The 16461-nt window shown below is 58.3% G+C and carries 13 protein-coding genes and 1 tRNA gene; all 14 read left to right on the plus strand.

The features are described from left to right. Positions 1-821 (plus strand): elongation factor Tu (locus F474_RS22225; protein ID WP_116562289.1); only part of this gene is annotated, 821 nt, incomplete at its 5' end. 53 nt (positions 822-874) lie between these two features. Then, positions 875-950, plus strand: a tRNA-Trp gene (locus F474_RS22230). 46 nt (positions 951-996) lie between these two features. Then, positions 997-1365: a preprotein translocase subunit SecE gene (gene secE / locus F474_RS22235; protein ID WP_097089745.1), complete on the plus strand. Its 369-nt coding sequence runs from the start codon at positions 997-999 to the stop codon at positions 1363-1365. Positions 1366-1374: 9 nt separating this feature from the next. Further along, entirely contained in the window at positions 1375-1908 is a 534-nt protein-coding gene (gene nusG / locus F474_RS22240) for a transcription termination/antitermination protein NusG (RefSeq protein ID WP_097089743.1), read from the plus strand. Positions 1909-2027: 119 nt separating this feature from the next. Next, positions 2028-2459, plus strand: coding sequence for a 50S ribosomal protein L11 (rplK, locus tag F474_RS22245; protein WP_097089740.1), 432 nt, complete (start codon positions 2028-2030; stop codon positions 2457-2459). Continuing rightward, a complete protein-coding gene (gene rplA / locus F474_RS22250) occupies positions 2459-3154 on the plus strand; it encodes a 50S ribosomal protein L1 (RefSeq protein WP_097089738.1) in 696 nt (231 codons plus the stop codon). The genes rplK and rplA overlap by 1 nt, the downstream gene beginning before the upstream one ends. A gap of 195 nt (positions 3155-3349) precedes the next feature. Then, complete coding sequence (gene rplJ, locus F474_RS22255; RefSeq protein WP_097089736.1) at positions 3350-3850, plus strand: 50S ribosomal protein L10; 501 nt, start codon at positions 3350-3352, stop codon at positions 3848-3850. A gap of 76 nt (positions 3851-3926) precedes the next feature. Next, entirely contained in the window at positions 3927-4295 is a 369-nt protein-coding gene (gene rplL, locus F474_RS22260) for a 50S ribosomal protein L7/L12 (RefSeq protein WP_097089733.1), read from the plus strand. A 220-nt stretch (positions 4296-4515) separates the two neighbouring features. Then, positions 4516-8589 (plus strand): DNA-directed RNA polymerase subunit beta, encoded by a 4074-nt coding sequence (rpoB, locus tag F474_RS22265; RefSeq protein WP_097089730.1) that lies wholly within the window; start codon positions 4516-4518, stop codon positions 8587-8589. 61 nt (positions 8590-8650) lie between these two features. After that, positions 8651-12850, plus strand: coding sequence for a DNA-directed RNA polymerase subunit beta' (rpoC, locus tag F474_RS22270; protein ID WP_097089728.1), 4200 nt, complete (start codon positions 8651-8653; stop codon positions 12848-12850). 159 nt (positions 12851-13009) lie between these two features. Then, positions 13010-13381 carry a 30S ribosomal protein S12 gene (gene rpsL / locus F474_RS22275; protein WP_003186084.1) on the plus strand — a complete coding sequence of 124 codons (372 nt, stop codon included), beginning with the start codon at positions 13010-13012 and terminating at the stop codon, positions 13379-13381. A gap of 111 nt (positions 13382-13492) precedes the next feature. Beyond that, the gene (gene rpsG / locus F474_RS22280; RefSeq protein WP_097089725.1) at positions 13493-13963 is read left to right on the plus strand and encodes a 30S ribosomal protein S7; all 471 of its coding nucleotides are present in this window, start codon (positions 13493-13495) and stop codon (positions 13961-13963) included. A 30-nt stretch (positions 13964-13993) separates the two neighbouring features. Beyond that, positions 13994-16144 (plus strand): elongation factor G, encoded by a 2151-nt coding sequence (fusA, locus tag F474_RS22285; RefSeq protein ID WP_097089723.1) that lies wholly within the window; start codon positions 13994-13996, stop codon positions 16142-16144. Positions 16145-16174: 30 nt separating this feature from the next. Next, the coding region (locus F474_RS22290) for a GTP-binding protein (RefSeq protein ID WP_256577861.1) at positions 16175-16461 on the plus strand (287 nt) is incomplete at its 3' end.

Consider the following 16461-nt stretch of genomic DNA (forward strand, 5'->3'; position numbering starts at 1 on the left):
AGGTAGGCGTTCCTTACATCGTCGTGTTCCTGAACAAGGCCGACATGGTTGATGACGCAGAGCTGCTGGAACTGGTCGAAATGGAAGTTCGCGACCTGCTCAGCACCTACGACTTCCCAGGTGACGACACCCCGATCATCATCGGTTCGGCTCTGATGGCTCTGAACGGCCAGGACGACAACGAGATGGGCACCACTGCCGTGAAGAAGCTGGTCGAGACTCTCGACAGCTACATTCCGGAGCCAGAGCGCGCCATCGACAAGCCGTTCCTGCTGCCAATCGAAGACGTGTTCTCGATTTCGGGCCGCGGTACCGTGGTCACCGGTCGTGTTGAGCGCGGCATCGTCAAGATCCAGGAAGAAGTGGAAATCGTGGGTCTGCGTCCGACCACCAAGACCACTTGCACCGGCGTTGAAATGTTCCGCAAGCTGCTGGACGAAGGCCGTGCTGGCGAGAACTGCGGTGTTCTGCTGCGTGGTACCAAGCGTGACGACGTTGAGCGTGGTCAGGTTCTGGCCAAGCCGGGTTCGATCAAGCCTCACACCAAGTTCGTCGGCGAAGTCTACGTTCTGTCGAAGGAAGAAGGCGGCCGTCACACTCCGTTCTTCAAAGGCTACCGTCCTCAGTTCTACTTCCGTACTACTGACGTGACTGGCGACTGCCAACTGCCGGAAGGCGTTGAGATGGTGATGCCAGGTGACAACATTCAGATGACTGTCACTCTGATCAAGCCGATCGCCATGGACCAAGGCCTGCGCTTCGCTATCCGCGAAGGCGGCCGTACCGTTGGTGCCGGTGTTGTAGCCAGCGTCATCGAATAAAAGCTTGTAATGTCTCCATCAGGCCGGCATAATGGTCGGCCTGATTCAGTTTTAGGTCAGTAGCTCAATTGGCAGAGCGACGGTCTCCAAAACCGTAGGTTGGGGGTTCGATTCCCTCCTGGCCTGCCAGATTCACTCTCGGTGAACCTGGCTTTCTTCTCACAGGATTTCCCTAATGACTCCGAAGGCAGAAGCCCCAGACTCTCGTTTCGACCTGCTGAAATGGCTCGTCGTTGTCGCGCTGGTTGTGGTGGGTGTCGTCGGCAATCAGTATTTTGCTGGTGCGCCGTTGCTGTATCGCGTCCTTGGGCTGATTGTCATTGCTGCTGTTGCTGCGTTTGTCGCTCTTCAGACAGGTAAAGGCAAATCATTCTTTACCCTGGTGAAGGAAGCGCGTACCGAGATTCGTAAAGTCGTTTGGCCGACTCGCCAAGAGACTACCCAGACCACCCTGATCGTAGTGGCAGTGGTCTTGATCATGGCTTTGCTGTTGTGGGGTCTGGATTCCCTGCTGGGCTGGCTGGTTTCCTTGATTGTAGGCTAAAGGTGTCTCGTGGCTAAGCGTTGGTACGTTGTGCATGCTTACTCGGGTTACGAGAAGCATGTGATGCGCTCCCTGATTGAGCGCGTAAAGTTGGCTGGAATGGAAGAGGGCTTTGGCGAAATTCTCGTGCCCACTGAAGAAGTGGTCGAGATGCGCAATGGCCAAAAGCGCAAGAGTGAGCGCAAGTTCTTCCCTGGCTACGTTCTGGTTCAGATGGAAATGAACGAAGGGACTTGGCACTTGGTCAAGGATACCCCTCGCGTCATGGGCTTCATTGGTGGTACTGCGGATAAGCCCGCACCGATCACTGATAAGGAAGCCGAGGCTATTCTGCGTCGCGTAGCTGACGGCAGTGACAAGCCCAAGCCTAAAACCTTGTTTGAGCCGGGTGAGGTCGTCCGGGTCATCGATGGTCCGTTCGCTGATTTCAACGGCAGTGTCGAAGAAGTCAACTACGAAAAGAGCCGCATTCAAGTCGCAGTGCTCATTTTCGGTCGTTCCACTCCTGTGGAACTTGAGTTCAGCCAGGTCGAGAAAGTCTGACCGGCGCATCAGTCCCATACCCCGCAGGCAATGGCTGCGGGGTTTTGTCGTCACTGGGATAAACGAAAGTAACCCGGGGAGCCGCAGTGCGGCGTTTGAACCCGATAGTGGAGTAGCTCATGGCTAAGAAGATCACGGCTTACATCAAGCTGCAAGTCAAGGCCGGCCAGGCCAACCCTAGCCCACCCGTTGGTCCGGCTCTGGGTCAACATGGCGTGAACATCATGGAATTCTGCAAGGCCTTCAACGCCCGTACCCAAGGTATGGAAGCTGGCCTGCCGACCCCAGTGATCATCACTGTTTACAGTGACCGTAGCTTCACGTTCGAAACCAAGAGTACCCCTGCTTCGGTACTGCTGAAAAAGGCTGCCGGCCTCTCCAGTGGTTCGGCTCGCCCGAATACCGTCAAGGTCGGTACTGTAACTCGTGCTCAGCTCGAAGAGATCGCCAAAGCCAAGCAGGCTGACCTCACCGCTGCTGATCTGGACGCTGCCGTGCGCACCATCGCCGGCTCTGCCCGCAGCATGGGCCTGAATGTGGAGGGTGTGTAATGGCTAAGCAGACCAAGCGTCAAAAGGCGATGGCCGCCAAGATCGAAGCTGGCAAGCTGTATGGCTTCGAAGAAGCTGCCACCCTTTTGGCTGAGTTGTCCAAGGTCAAGTTCACCGAGTCGTTCGACGTTGCAGTGAACCTGGGCGTTGACCCGCGTAAATCTGACCAGGTCGTTCGCAGCGCTACCGTGCTGCCGCACGGCACCGGTAAAACCGTTCGCGTTGCCGTCTTCACCCAAGGCGCGAACGCTGAAGCCGCTCTGGCTGCCGGCGCTGATCGCGTAGGCATGGATGATCTGGCTGCCGAAATGAAGGCCGGTGATCTGAACTACGACGTCGTTATCGCATCCCCCGATGCCATGCGTGTCGTAGGTCAGCTGGGTCAAGTGCTCGGCCCGCGCGGCCTGATGCCTAACCCGAAAGTCGGTACCGTGACGCCTGATGTCGCCACTGCCGTCAAAAACGCCAAGGCTGGTCAGGTTCGCTACCGCACCGACAAGAACGGTATTATCCATACCTCCGTCGGCAAGGTCGGCTTCGAAGCTGGCAAGCTGAAAGAAAACGTTGAAGCTCTGATCGCTGACCTCAAGCGTATCAAGCCTGCTTCTTCGAAAGGTATCTACATCAAGCGCGTTACTCTGAGCACCACCATGGGCCCAGGCCTGGTCATTGACCAGAGCTCGCTGACTGCTTGATGTATTGCGGCGTGCCGTGTGCGCGTCGCGACAAGATTGGGGTCCCTGCCTGGCGGGGGCTGTCCAAGACCGTAGGCGGCGAAAGCCTTAAACCTACAGCCTACGCAGATGGTGCTCCCGATTCGTTGCCGAATCAGACACCAAAACGACATCCGGCTCCGGCTGGATGAAACGGTTAACACCAGGAGTAAACCCGTGGCAATTAAACTCGAAGACAAGAAGGCCATCGTCGCTGAAGTCAACGAGGCTGCCAAAGGCGCTCTGTCTGCTGTCGTGGCTGATGCCCGTGGCGTGACTGTAGGCGCAATGACCGGACTCCGTAAAGAGGCCCGCGAAGCTGGCGTATACGTACGTGTTGTGCGTAACACCCTGCTGCGCCGCGCTGTTGATGGTACTGCTTTCAGCAACCTCAACGACGTGTTCAAAGGCCCGACCCTGATTGCTTTCTCCAATGAACATCCGGGCGCTGCCGCTCGTATCTTCAAGGCGTTCGCAAAGGGTCAGGACAAGTTCGAGATCAAGGCGGCATCGTTTGAGGGCCAGTTCCTCGCAGCCAACCAGATCGACGTACTGGCAAGCCTGCCAACTCGCGACGAAGCCATTTCGCAGCTGATGAGCGTGATTCAAGGCGCCACCAGCAAGCTGGCTCGTACCTTGGCGGCTATTCGCGACCAGAAAGAAGCCAGCGCGGCCTAAGCCTCGCCAGCCCTTTCAGTTTATTTGTTTATTGTGATGGTCGAGAAGGCCGTCCCCCAATACAGGAATTAGAGTCATGGCTCTGTCTCAAGAAGATATCATCAACGCCGTTGCCGAAATGTCGGTTATGCAAGTCGTTGAACTGATCAAAGCAATGGAAGAAAAGTTCGGCGTTAGCGCTGCTGCAGCTGTTGCTGCTGGCCCGGCTACTGCCGCTGCTGCTGTCGAAGAGCAAACCGAGTTCAACGTTATTCTGAAAGCCGCTGGCGAGAAGAAAGTAAACGTGATCAAGGCTGTTCGTGAAGCCACCGGTCTGGGCCTGAAAGAAGCCAAAGACATGGTTGACGGCGCTCCTAAAGCGATCAAAGAAGGCGTCTCCAAAGCCGAAGCAGAAGCTCTGCAGAAGGCTCTGGTTGAAGCTGGCGCTGAAGTCGAAGTCAAGTAAGTTTCGACCTTGGAGCAACAGCCTGAGGTTCACGCCCAAGGCTGACGGCTGGTGGCTCACGCCACCGGCCTTTTTCCGTTACAGAGCCTGCGACCTCGCGGCGCTGCAACGCGCGGTATCCACCCTGAGAGGGTGCTGCGAACCATGGGGTTCGCAAGATTTTCTGGCTACTCCCGCCGGGAGAGGCCAAACAAGCAGGTGACCAAGCTGGGGAACGCTGATGGCTTACTCATACACTGAGAAAAAACGTATCCGCAAGGACTTTAGCAAGTTGCCGGACGTCATGGATGTGCCGTACCTCCTGGCCATCCAGCTGGATTCTTATCGTGAATTCCTGCAGGCGGGAGTGTCAAAGGATCAGTTCCGCGACGTCGGCCTGCATGCGGCCTTCAAATCTGTTTTCCCGATCATCAGCTACTCCGGCAATGCTGCCCTGGAGTACGTTGGTTATCGCCTGGGTGAGCCCGCGTTCGACGTAAAAGAGTGCGTGCTGCGGGGCGTGACCTTCGCCGTGCCGCTGCGGGTGAAAGTTCGCTTGATCATTTTCGACAAGGAGTCGGCGAACAAGGCGATCAAGGATATCAAGGAACAAGAAGTCTACATGGGCGAAATCCCATTGATGACTGAAAACGGTACCTTCGTTATCAACGGTACCGAGCGCGTGATCGTTTCCCAGTTGCACCGCTCCCCGGGTGTGTTCTTCGACCACGACCGTGGCAAGACGCACAGCTCGGGCAAATTGCTCTACTCCGCTCGCATCATTCCGTACCGCGGCTCCTGGCTCGACTTCGAGTTCGATCCGAAGGACTGCGTGTTCGTGCGTATCGACCGTCGTCGCAAACTGCCGGCCTCCGTGCTGCTGCGCGCGCTCGGCTATAGCACTGAAGAAGTGCTCGACACGTTCTACACCACCAACGTGTTCCACATCAAAGGCGAGCAGTTGAGCCTCGAGCTCGTACCGCAACGCCTGCGTGGTGAAGTCGCGATGATCGACATCACCGACGGCGCCGGCAAGGTGATTGTCGAGCAGGGCCGGCGTATCACCGCGCGCCACATCAACCAGCTGGAAAAATCGGGCATCAAAGAGCTCGAAGTTCCGCTGGACTACGTGCTGGGCCGCACCACCGCCAAAGCGATCGTGCATCCAGCCACCGGCGAAATCATCGCCGAATGCAATACCGAGCTGACCACCGACGCACTGGTCAAGATCGCCAAGGCCCAGGTCGTCCGTATCGAGACCCTGTACACCAATGACATCGACTGCGGTCCGTTCATCTCCGACACGCTGAAGATCGATTCGACCACCAATCAGCTCGAAGCGCTGGTGGAAATCTATCGGATGATGCGCCCAGGCGAGCCGCCGACCAAGGATGCCGCCGAAACACTGTTCAACAACCTGTTCTTCAGTGCCGAGCGCTACGACCTCTCTGCTGTGGGTCGCATGAAGTTCAACCGTCGTATCGGCCGTACCGAGATCGAAGGGTCGGGCGTACTCAGCCGCGAAGACATCGTTGCCGTGCTGCGTACCCTGGTCGACATCCGTAACGGCAAGGGCATCGTCGACGACATCGACCACCTGGGTAACCGTCGCGTACGTTGCGTTGGCGAGATGGCAGAGAACCAGTTCCGGGTCGGCCTGGTGCGCGTTGAGCGTGCGGTCAAGGAACGCCTGTCGATGGCCGAAAGCGAAGGCCTCATGCCGCAGGACCTGATCAATGCCAAGCCGGTTGCGGCGGCAGTGAAAGAGTTCTTTGGCTCGAGCCAGCTCTCGCAGTTCATGGACCAGAACAACCCGCTCTCCGAGATCACCCACAAGCGCCGTGTTTCCGCACTCGGCCCAGGCGGTTTGACCCGTGAGCGCGCAGGCTTCGAAGTCCGTGACGTGCACCCGACCCACTACGGCCGCGTGTGCCCGATCGAGACCCCTGAAGGTCCGAACATCGGTCTGATCAACTCGCTCGCTGCCTATGCTCGCACCAACCAGTATGGCTTCCTCGAAAGCCCGTATCGGGTGGTGAAGGAAGGCGTGGTCACTGACGATATCGTGTTCCTTTCGGCAATCGAAGAAGCTGATCACGTCATTGCCCAGGCTTCGGCCTCGATGAACGAGCAGAAGCAACTCGTCGATGAGCTGGTCGCTGTTCGTCACTTGAACGAGTTCACCGTCAAGGCGCCTGAAGACGTCACCTTGATGGACGTTTCGCCCAAGCAGGTCGTTTCGGTAGCAGCATCGTTGATTCCGTTCCTGGAGCACGATGACGCCAACCGTGCACTGATGGGTTCGAACATGCAGCGCCAGGCGGTCCCGACCCTGCGTGCCGACAAGCCGCTGGTAGGTACTGGCATGGAGCGCAACGTCGCCCGTGACTCCGGCGTCTGCGTGGTCGCGCGCCGTGGTGGTGTGATCGACTCGGTCGACGCGAGCCGTATCGTTGTGCGCGTGGCGGATGACGAAGTCGAAACCGGCGAAGCAGGTGTAGACATCTACAACCTGACCAAGTACACACGCTCCAACCAGAACACCTGCATCAACCAGCGCCCGCTGGTGAACAAAGGTGATGTGGTACAGCGCTACGACATCATGGCTGATGGCCCCTCGACTGACATGGGCGAGCTGGCGTTGGGCCAGAACATGCGTATCGCGTTCATGGCGTGGAACGGCTTCAACTTCGAAGACTCCATCTGCCTGTCCGAGCGTGTGGTTCAGGAAGACCGCTTCACGACCATCCACATTCAGGAGCTGACCTGCGTCGCGCGCGACACCAAGCTTGGCCCTGAAGAAATCACCGCAGATATCCCGAACGTGGGTGAGGCTGCGCTGAACAAGCTGGATGAGGCAGGTATCGTTTACGTTGGTGCCGAAGTTGGGCCAGGCGACATCCTCGTGGGCAAGGTTACGCCGAAGGGCGAAACCCAGCTGACGCCTGAAGAAAAGCTGCTTCGCGCGATCTTCGGTGAGAAAGCCAGTGACGTGAAAGACACCTCCCTGCGTGTGCCTACCGGCACCAAGGGTACTGTCATCGACGTCCAGGTCTTCACCCGTGACGGCGTTGAGCGTGACTCGCGCGCGCTGTCGATCGAGAAGAGCCAGCTGGATCAGATCCGCAAGGATCTGAACGAGGAATTCCGCATCGTCGAAGGTGCGACCTTCGAGCGCTTGCGTGCAGCCTTGGTCGGCCAGGTGGTCGACGGCGGTGCGGGCCTGAAGAAGGGTACCGAGCTGACCGCTGAAGTCCTCAACGGCCTGGAGCATGGGCAGTGGTTCAAACTGCGCATGGCAGAAGACGCGCTCAACGAGCAGCTGGAAAAAGCCCAGCAATACATCGTTGACCGTCGTCGCCTGCTGGACGACAAGTTCGAGGACAAGAAGCGCAAGCTTCAACAAGGCGATGACCTGGCACCTGGCGTGCTGAAGATCGTCAAGGTGTACCTGGCTATCCGTCGCCGCATCCAGCCGGGCGACAAAATGGCCGGCCGCCACGGTAACAAAGGTGTGGTGTCGGTGATCATGCCGGTCGAAGACATGCCGCACGACGCCAATGGCACCCCGGTGGACGTGGTTCTGAACCCACTGGGTGTACCATCGCGTATGAACGTCGGCCAGATTCTCGAAACCCACCTGGGCCTCGCGGCCAAGGGCCTGGGTGAGAAGATCAACCGTATGATCGAAGAACAGCGCCAGGCTGCCGAAATCCGCGGCTTCCTCACCGAAATCTACAATGAGATCGGTGGCCGCCAAGAGCAGCTGGAAACCTTCAGCGATGCCGAGATTCTCGAGCTCGCCAGCAACCTGAAAAAAGGCGTGCCGATGGCCACGCCGGTATTCGATGGTGCGAAGGAGCGTGAAATCAAGGCAATGCTCAAGCTGGCTGACATGCCAGAGAGCGGCCAGATGGTCCTGTTCGATGGTCGTACCGGCAACAAGTTCGAGCGCCCGGTCACCGTTGGCTACATGTACATGCTGAAACTGAACCACCTGGTGGACGACAAGATGCACGCTCGTTCCACTGGTTCCTACAGCCTGGTCACCCAGCAGCCGCTCGGTGGTAAGGCGCAGTTCGGTGGCCAGCGTTTCGGGGAGATGGAGGTCTGGGCACTGGAAGCGTACGGTGCAGCCTACACTCTGCAGGAAATGCTGACGGTCAAGTCGGACGATGTGAACGGTCGGACCAAGATGTACAAGAACATCGTGGACGGCGATCACCGCATGGAGCCGGGCATGCCCGAGTCCTTCAACGTGTTGATCAAGGAAATCCGTTCCCTGGGTATCGACATCGATCTGGAAACCGAATAACACGTGACGTGAAGGGGAGGGGGCAACAGCCCTCTCCCTGCTCCGCCAGGAGGAAAAGGCCTTGAAAGACCTGTTGAATTTGCTGAAGAACCAGGGTCAAGTCGAAGAATTCGACGCCATCCGCATTGGTCTGGCCTCGCCTGAAATGATCCGTTCGTGGTCGTTCGGTGAAGTCAAGAAGCCCGAAACCATCAACTACCGTACGTTCAAGCCTGAGCGTGACGGCCTTTTCTGCGCCAAGATCTTTGGCCCGGTCAAGGACTACGAGTGCCTGTGCGGTAAGTACAAGCGCCTCAAGCACCGTGGTGTAATCTGCGAGAAGTGCGGCGTTGAAGTCGCCCTGGCCAAGGTTCGTCGTGAGCGCATGGCGCACATCGAGCTGGCCTCGCCTGTCGCCCACATCTGGTTCCTGAAGTCGCTGCCGTCCCGCATCGGCCTGCTGATGGACATGACCCTGCGTGATATCGAGCGCGTGCTCTACTTCGAGAGCTACGTCGTTATCGACCCAGGCATGACCACCCTGGAGAAAGGCCAGCTGCTCAACGACGAGCAGTATTTCGAGGCACTGGAAGAGTTCGGTGACGACTTCGACGCCCGCATGGGTGCCGAAGCCGTTCGCGAGCTGCTGCACGCCATTGATCTGGAGCACGAGATTGGCCGCCTGCGTGAAGAGATTCCGCAGACCAATTCCGAAACCAAGATCAAGAAGCTGTCCAAGCGCCTGAAGCTGATGGAAGCCTTCCAGGAATCCGGCAACCTGCCCGAGTGGATGGTACTGACCGTCCTGCCGGTGCTGCCGCCTGACCTGCGCCCATTGGTACCGCTGGACGGTGGCCGCTTCGCGACCTCCGACCTGAACGACCTGTATCGCCGCGTCATCAACCGTAACAATCGCCTGAAACGCCTGCTGGATCTGTCTGCGCCCGACATCATCGTGCGCAACGAGAAGCGGATGCTCCAGGAAGCGGTCGATGCGTTGCTCGATAACGGCCGCCGTGGCCGTGCGATCACCGGTTCGAACAAGCGCCCACTCAAGTCGCTCGCCGACATGATCAAGGGTAAGCAAGGTCGTTTCCGTCAGAACCTGCTCGGCAAGCGCGTGGACTACTCCGGTCGTTCCGTGATTACCGTTGGCCCGACCCTGCGCTTGCACCAGTGCGGTCTGCCCAAAAAAATGGCGCTGGAGCTGTTCAAGCCGTTCATCTTCGGCAAGCTGGAAGTGCGTGGCCTGGCCACCACAATCAAGGCTGCCAAGAAGATGGTCGAGCGCGAGCTGCCCGAAGTTTGGGACGTTCTGGCCGAGGTGATCCGCGAACACCCCGTGCTGCTCAACCGCGCACCGACGCTTCACCGTCTGGGTATCCAGGCGTTCGAGCCGGTACTCATCGAAGGCAAGGCGATCCAGCTGCACCCACTGGTGTGCGCTGCGTACAACGCCGACTTCGACGGTGACCAGATGGCAGTGCACGTTCCGCTGACCCTCGAGGCTCAGCTGGAAGCTCGTGCGCTGATGATGTCGACCAACAACATCCTCTCGCCCGCCAACGGCGAGCCGATCATCGTGCCGTCCCAGGACGTGGTTCTGGGCCTGTACTACATGACTCGCGAGGCGATCAACGCCAAGGGCGAAGGGCGCGTCTTCGCAGACCTGCAGGAAGTCGACCGCGTATTCCGCGCCGGCGAAGCAGCGCTGCATGCTCGCATCAAGGTCCGTATCACCGAGACCGTGAACGAGCGTGATGGCACTTCGCAGACCAACACCCGTATCGTCGACACCACTGTCGGCCGTGCGCTGTTGTTCCAAGTGGTTCCCGCCGGCCTGCCGTACGATGTCGTCAACCAGCCGATGAAGAAAAAGGCGATCTCCAAGCTGATCAACCAGTGCTATCGCGTGGTGGGTCTGAAGGAAACCGTCATCTTCGCCGACCAGCTGATGTACACCGGTTTTGCCTATTCGACCATTTCCGGTGTGTCGATCGGTGTGAACGACTTCGTCATCCCTGATGAAAAAGCGCGCATCATCGGTACCGCGACCGACGAAGTGAAAGAGATCGAAAGCCAGTACGCTTCCGGCCTGGTTACCCAGGGCGAGAAGTACAACAAGGTGATCGACCTGTGGTCGAAGGCCAACGATGAAGTGTCCAAGGCGATGATGGCCAACCTCTCGAAAGAGAAGGTCATCGACCGCGAGGGCAACGAAGTCGACCAAGAGTCCTTCAACTCCATGTACATGATGGCCGACTCCGGTGCTCGGGGTTCGGCTGCTCAGATTCGCCAGCTGGCGGGTATGCGGGGCCTGATGGCCAAGCCGGACGGCTCGATCATCGAGACGCCGATCACCGCCAACTTCCGTGAAGGCCTGAGCGTTCTGCAGTACTTCATCTCCACGCACGGTGCGCGTAAGGGTCTGGCCGATACCGCACTGAAGACCGCGAACTCGGGTTACCTGACCCGTCGCCTGGTTGACGTGGCGCAAGACCTGGTCGTGACCGAGATCGATTGCGGTACCGAGCAAGGCCTGCTGATGACGCCGCACATCGAAGGCGGCGACGTAGTCGAGCCTCTCGGTGAGCGCGTGTTGGGTCGTGTAATTGCCCGTGACGTGTTCAAGCCAGGTACCGAGGACGTCATCGTTCCGGCCGGTACCCTGGTGGACGAGCGTTGGGTAGAGTTCATCGAGCGCAACAGCATCGACGAAGTCGTCGTGCGGTCGCCGATCAGCTGCGAAACCCGTTTTGGTATCTGCGCCAAGTGCTACGGTCGCGACCTTGCCCGCGGGCATCAGGTCAACATCGGTGAGGCGGTCGGCGTTATCGCTGCCCAATCGATCGGTGAGCCGGGTACCCAGCTGACCATGCGTACGTTCCACATTGGTGGTGCGGCCAGCCGAACTTCCGCCGCAGACAGCGTACAGGTCAAGAATGGCGGTATGGTTCGCCTGCATAACCTCAAGCATGTCGAACGTGCCGATGGCAACCTGGTCGCGGTTTCCCGCTCCGGTGAGCTGGCGGTTGCTGACGAATTCGGCCGCGAGCGTGAGCGCTACAAGCTGCCGTATGGTGCCGTGCTTTCGGTGAAGGAAGGCGACAAGGTCGACGCTGGGTCCATCGTGGCCAAGTGGGACCCGCACACCCACCCAATCGTTACCGAAATGAAAGGTACGGTTAACTTCGTCGGCATGGAAGAAGGCATCACCATCAAGCGTCAGACCGACGAATTGACGGGCCTGACCAACATCGAAGTGCTGGATGTCAAAGATCGGCCGGCTGCTGGTAAAGAAATTCGCCCTGCGGTCAAGCTGGTTGGCGCCGATGGCAAAGACTTGCTGCTGCCTGGCACCGACGTACCTGCGCAGTACTTCCTGCCCGCCAACGCACTGGTCGGTGTAGCGGATGGTGCCCAAGTGGGCGTGGGTGACGTGGTAGCGCGGATTCCGCAGGAAACCTCGAAGACCCGTGACATCACCGGTGGTCTGCCGCGCGTTGCCGACCTGTTCGAAGCCCGCCGTCCGAAGGAAGCTTCGATCCTGGCGGAAATCAGCGGTACCATTGCATTCGGCAAGGAGACCAAGGGCAAGCGCCGCCTGGTCATCACGCCTACCGATGGTAGCGATCCGTATGAAGAGCTGATCCCGAAATGGCGTCACCTGAACGTGTTCGAGGGTGAACAGGTCAACAAGGGTGAAGTTATTTCAGACGGCCCGAGCGACCCGCACGACATCCTGCGCTTGCTGGGTGTGAGTGCACTGGCCAAGTACATCGTCAACGAGATCCAAGACGTGTACCGCCTGCAGGGTGTGAAGATCAACGACAAGCACATCGAGACCATCCTGCGCCAGATGCTGCGCAAGGTCGAAGTGAGCGAGTCGGGCGACTCGAGCTTCATCAAAGGCGATCAGGTCGAACTCACCCAGGTTCTGGGCGAGAACGAGCGCTTGGTCACCGAAGACAAGTTCATCGCCAAGTACACCCGCGTGCTGCTGGGTATCACCAAGGCGTCGCTGTCCACCGAATCGTTCATTTCGGCGGCCTCCTTCCAGGAAACTACCCGCGTTCTCACTGAAGCGGCGGTTACCGGCAAGCGCGACTATCTGCGTGGCCTGAAGGAAAACGTCGTCGTGGGTCGTTTGATCCCGGCGGGTACCGGCCTTGCGTATCACAGCGAACGCAAGCGTCGCCGCGACGCCGACAAACCGCTGCGTGTCAGCGCCAGTGAGGTGGAAGCCGCACTGACCGAAGCGCTGAACTCCAGCGGTAACTGATCGAGGAGGGTGCCTGCACTGCCTGGCGTGAGCCGGCCAGGTAGGCACCCTTGCCTTGACGGGGGGGAGTATCCTCTTTAGACTCTTGTACCCCTAAATTGGCGGGGCCTCGGCCCTGCCACTTTTGTTTATGTCGAAAGACAACAGTGGAGCTAGTAGATGGCAACTATCAACCAGCTGGTACGTCAGCCGCGCAAGCGTATCGTCGAGAAATCCGACGTACCTGCGCTGCAGAACTGCCCGCAGCGCCGTGGCGTGTGCACCCGTGTGTACACCACCACGCCGAAAAAACCTAACTCGGCACTGCGTAAAGTATGCCGTGTGCGTCTGACCAACGGTTTCGAGGTTTCCTCGTACATCGGCGGTGAAGGCCACAACCTGCAAGAGCACAGCGTTGTTCTGATCCGTGGCGGTCGCGTAAAAGACTTGCCAGGTGTGCGTTACCACACCGTTCGCGGCTCGCTGGACACCTCGGGTGTCAAAGGCCGTAATCAGGGTCGTTCGAAGTACGGTACCAAGCGTCCGAAATAAGGCGCGCTTGTTGCACTTTTGCAGTCACCATTTTTACTGAGTCGATAAGAGTAAGGTCGGGCGGCACCGCGCCAGTCCCGGGCTAACCTGAAGACCGTTTGAGGGCTTATCATGCCAAGACGTCGTGTAGCAGCAAAACGTGAGATCCTCGACGATCCGAAATACGGATCTCAGATTCTCGCCAAATTCATGAACCACGTGATGGAAAGCGGCAAGAAAGCAGTAGCCGAGCGCATCGTTTATGGTGCTCTGGATACCGTCAAGTCGCGCAAGAACGCCGATCCCCTGGAGATCTTCGAGAAAGCTCTCGACGCCATCGCTCCGCTGGTCGAAGTAAAGTCCCGCCGTGTCGGCGGTGCTACCTACCAGGTGCCGGTTGAAGTTCGTCCATCCCGTCGTAACGCTCTGGCCATGCGCTGGCTGGTAGACTTCGCCCGCAAGCGCGGTGAGAAGTCCATGGCGCTGCGCCTGGCTGGTGAGTTGCTGGATGCTGCTGAAGGCAAAGGCGCCGCAGTCAAGAAGCGTGAAGACGTCCACCGTATGGCTGAAGCCAACAAGGCGTTCTCGCACTACCGCTTCTAATCTCAGCGTATTTAACCTTGCGAGGGCTCTATGGCTCGTACAACACCGATTAATCTGTACCGTAACATCGGTATCTGTGCTCACGTGGATGCGGGTAAAACCACTACCACCGAGCGGATCCTGTTCTATACGGGTGTGAACCACAAGCTGGGCGAGGTGCATGACGGCGCCGCGACCATGGACTGGATGGTTCAGGAGCAGGAGCGTGGTATTACCATTACCTCCGCGGCTACCACCACGTTCTGGCAGGGTTCTACCAAGCAGTTCCCTAACCAGTATCGTTTCAACATCATCGATACCCCCGGTCACGTTGACTTCACCATCGAAGTAGAGCGCTCGCTGCGCGTACTCGACGGCGCTGTCGTTGTGTTCTGCGGCACCTCGGGTGTTGAGCCTCAGTCCGAAACCGTATGGCGTCAAGCCAACAAATACGGCGTTCCACGTGTTGTTTACGTGAACAAGATGGACCGTGCTGGCGCCAACTTCCTGCGCGTGATCGGCCAGATCAAGAACCGCCTGGGTCATACCCCGGTTCCGGTCCAGCTGGCTATCGGTGCGGAAGACGACTTCCAGGGCCAGGTTGACCTGGTCAAGATGAAAGCCATCTACTGGAACGAAGACGACAAAGGCATGAACTACCGTGAGGAAGAAATTCCTGCGGAGCTTCAGGCTTTGGCCGAAGAGTGGCGCTCCAACATGGTCGAGGCAGCAGCCGAAGCCAACGAAGAGCTGATGAACAAGTATCTCGAAGAGGGTGAGCTCACCGTCGAAGAGATCAAGGCAGGCCTGCGCGCGCGCACCCTGGCTGGCGAGATCGTTCCTGCGGTCTGCGGTTCGTCGTTCAAGAACAAGGGTGTTCCGCTGATGCTGGACGCCGTGGTCGACTTCCTGCCGGCTCCTACCGAGATTCCTGCGATTCGCGGCATCCACCCGGATCTGGCTGAGACGCCGAAGGACAACATCACCGAAGATCAGTACGATCGTCGTGAGGCTGACGACAATGCTCCGTTCTCGGCGCTGGCCTTCAAGATCGCAACTGACCCGTTTGTGGGTACGTTGACCTTCGCACGCGTCTACTCGGGCGTCCTGAGCTCTGGTGACTCGGTCATCAACTCGGTTAAAGGCAAGAAAGAGCGCGTCGGCCGTATGGTTCAGATGCACGCCAACACCCGTGAAGAGATCAAGGAAGTTCGCGCTGGCGACATCGCTGCGTTGATCGGCATGAAGGATGTCACCACCGGTGAAACCCTGTGTGCTATCGACAAGCCGATCATTCTTGAGCGTATGGACTTCCCTGAGCCTGTGATTTCGGTAGCGGTAGAGCCGAAAACCAAGGCTGACCAGGAGAAGATGGGTATTGCACTGGGTAAACTGGCCCAGGAAGACCCGTCGTTCCGCGTCAAGACCGACGAAGAGACCGGCCAAACCATCATCTCGGGTATGGGTGAGCTTCACCTGGACATCCTGGTTGACCGTATGAAGCGTGAGTTCGGTGTTGAGGCTAACATCGGCAAGCCGCAGGTTTCCTACCGCGAGCGCATCACCAAGGACAACGTGGAGATCGAAGGTAAGTTCGTTCGCCAGTCCGGCGGTCGTGGCCAGTTCGGTCACTGCTGGATTCGCTTCTCGCAGCCCGACGTGGACGAGAGCGGCAACATCACCGAAGGTCTGGTGTTCACCAATGAGGTTGTAGGTGGTGTGGTTCCGAAGGAATTCATCCCGGCAATCCAGAAGGGCATCGAAGAGCAGATGAAAAACGGCGTCGTTGCCGGTTACCCTCTGCTGGGCCTGAAGGCGACCGTATTCGACGGTTCGTACCACGACGTCGACTCCAACGAGATGGCGTTTAAAGTCGCTGCTTCGATGGCGACCAAGCAATTGGCTGCCAAAGGTGGCGGTCAGGTGCTCGAGCCGATCATGAAGGTCGAGGTCGTTACTCCGGAAGACTACATGGGTGACGTGATGGGTGACCTGAACCGTCGTCGTGGTCTGATCCAGGGTATGGAAGACTCGGTATCCGGCAAAGTCATTCGTGCGGAAGTCCCGCTGGGTGAGATGTTCGGCTACGCAACCGATGTTCGTTCCATGTCTCAGGGTCGCGCCAGCTACTCCATGGAATTCTCCAAATACGCCGAAGCTCCGTCGAACATCGTCGAAGCTCTGATCAAGAAACAAGGCTAATCCAGCCCTTTAGGCAAGAGGTTCACAGTCGTGGCTAAAGAAAAATTCGAACGTAACAAACCGCACGTCAACGTTGGCACCATCGGTCACGTTGACCACGGTAAAACCACTCTGACCGCAGCGCTGACCCGCGTTTGCTCCGAGGTCTTCGGCTCCGCTCGCGTTGATTTCGACAAGATCGACAGCGCTCCGGAAGAGAAAGCTCGTGGTATCACCATCAACACCGCTCACGTAGAGTACGACTCCAACGTCCGTCACTACGCGCACGTTGACTGCCCGGGCCACGCCGACTACGTCAAGAACATGATCACCGGTGC

This window comes from Pseudomonas sp. URIL14HWK12:I12 (genome assembly GCF_003097135.1).
Lineage (GTDB): Bacteria > Pseudomonadota > Gammaproteobacteria > Pseudomonadales > Pseudomonadaceae > Aquipseudomonas.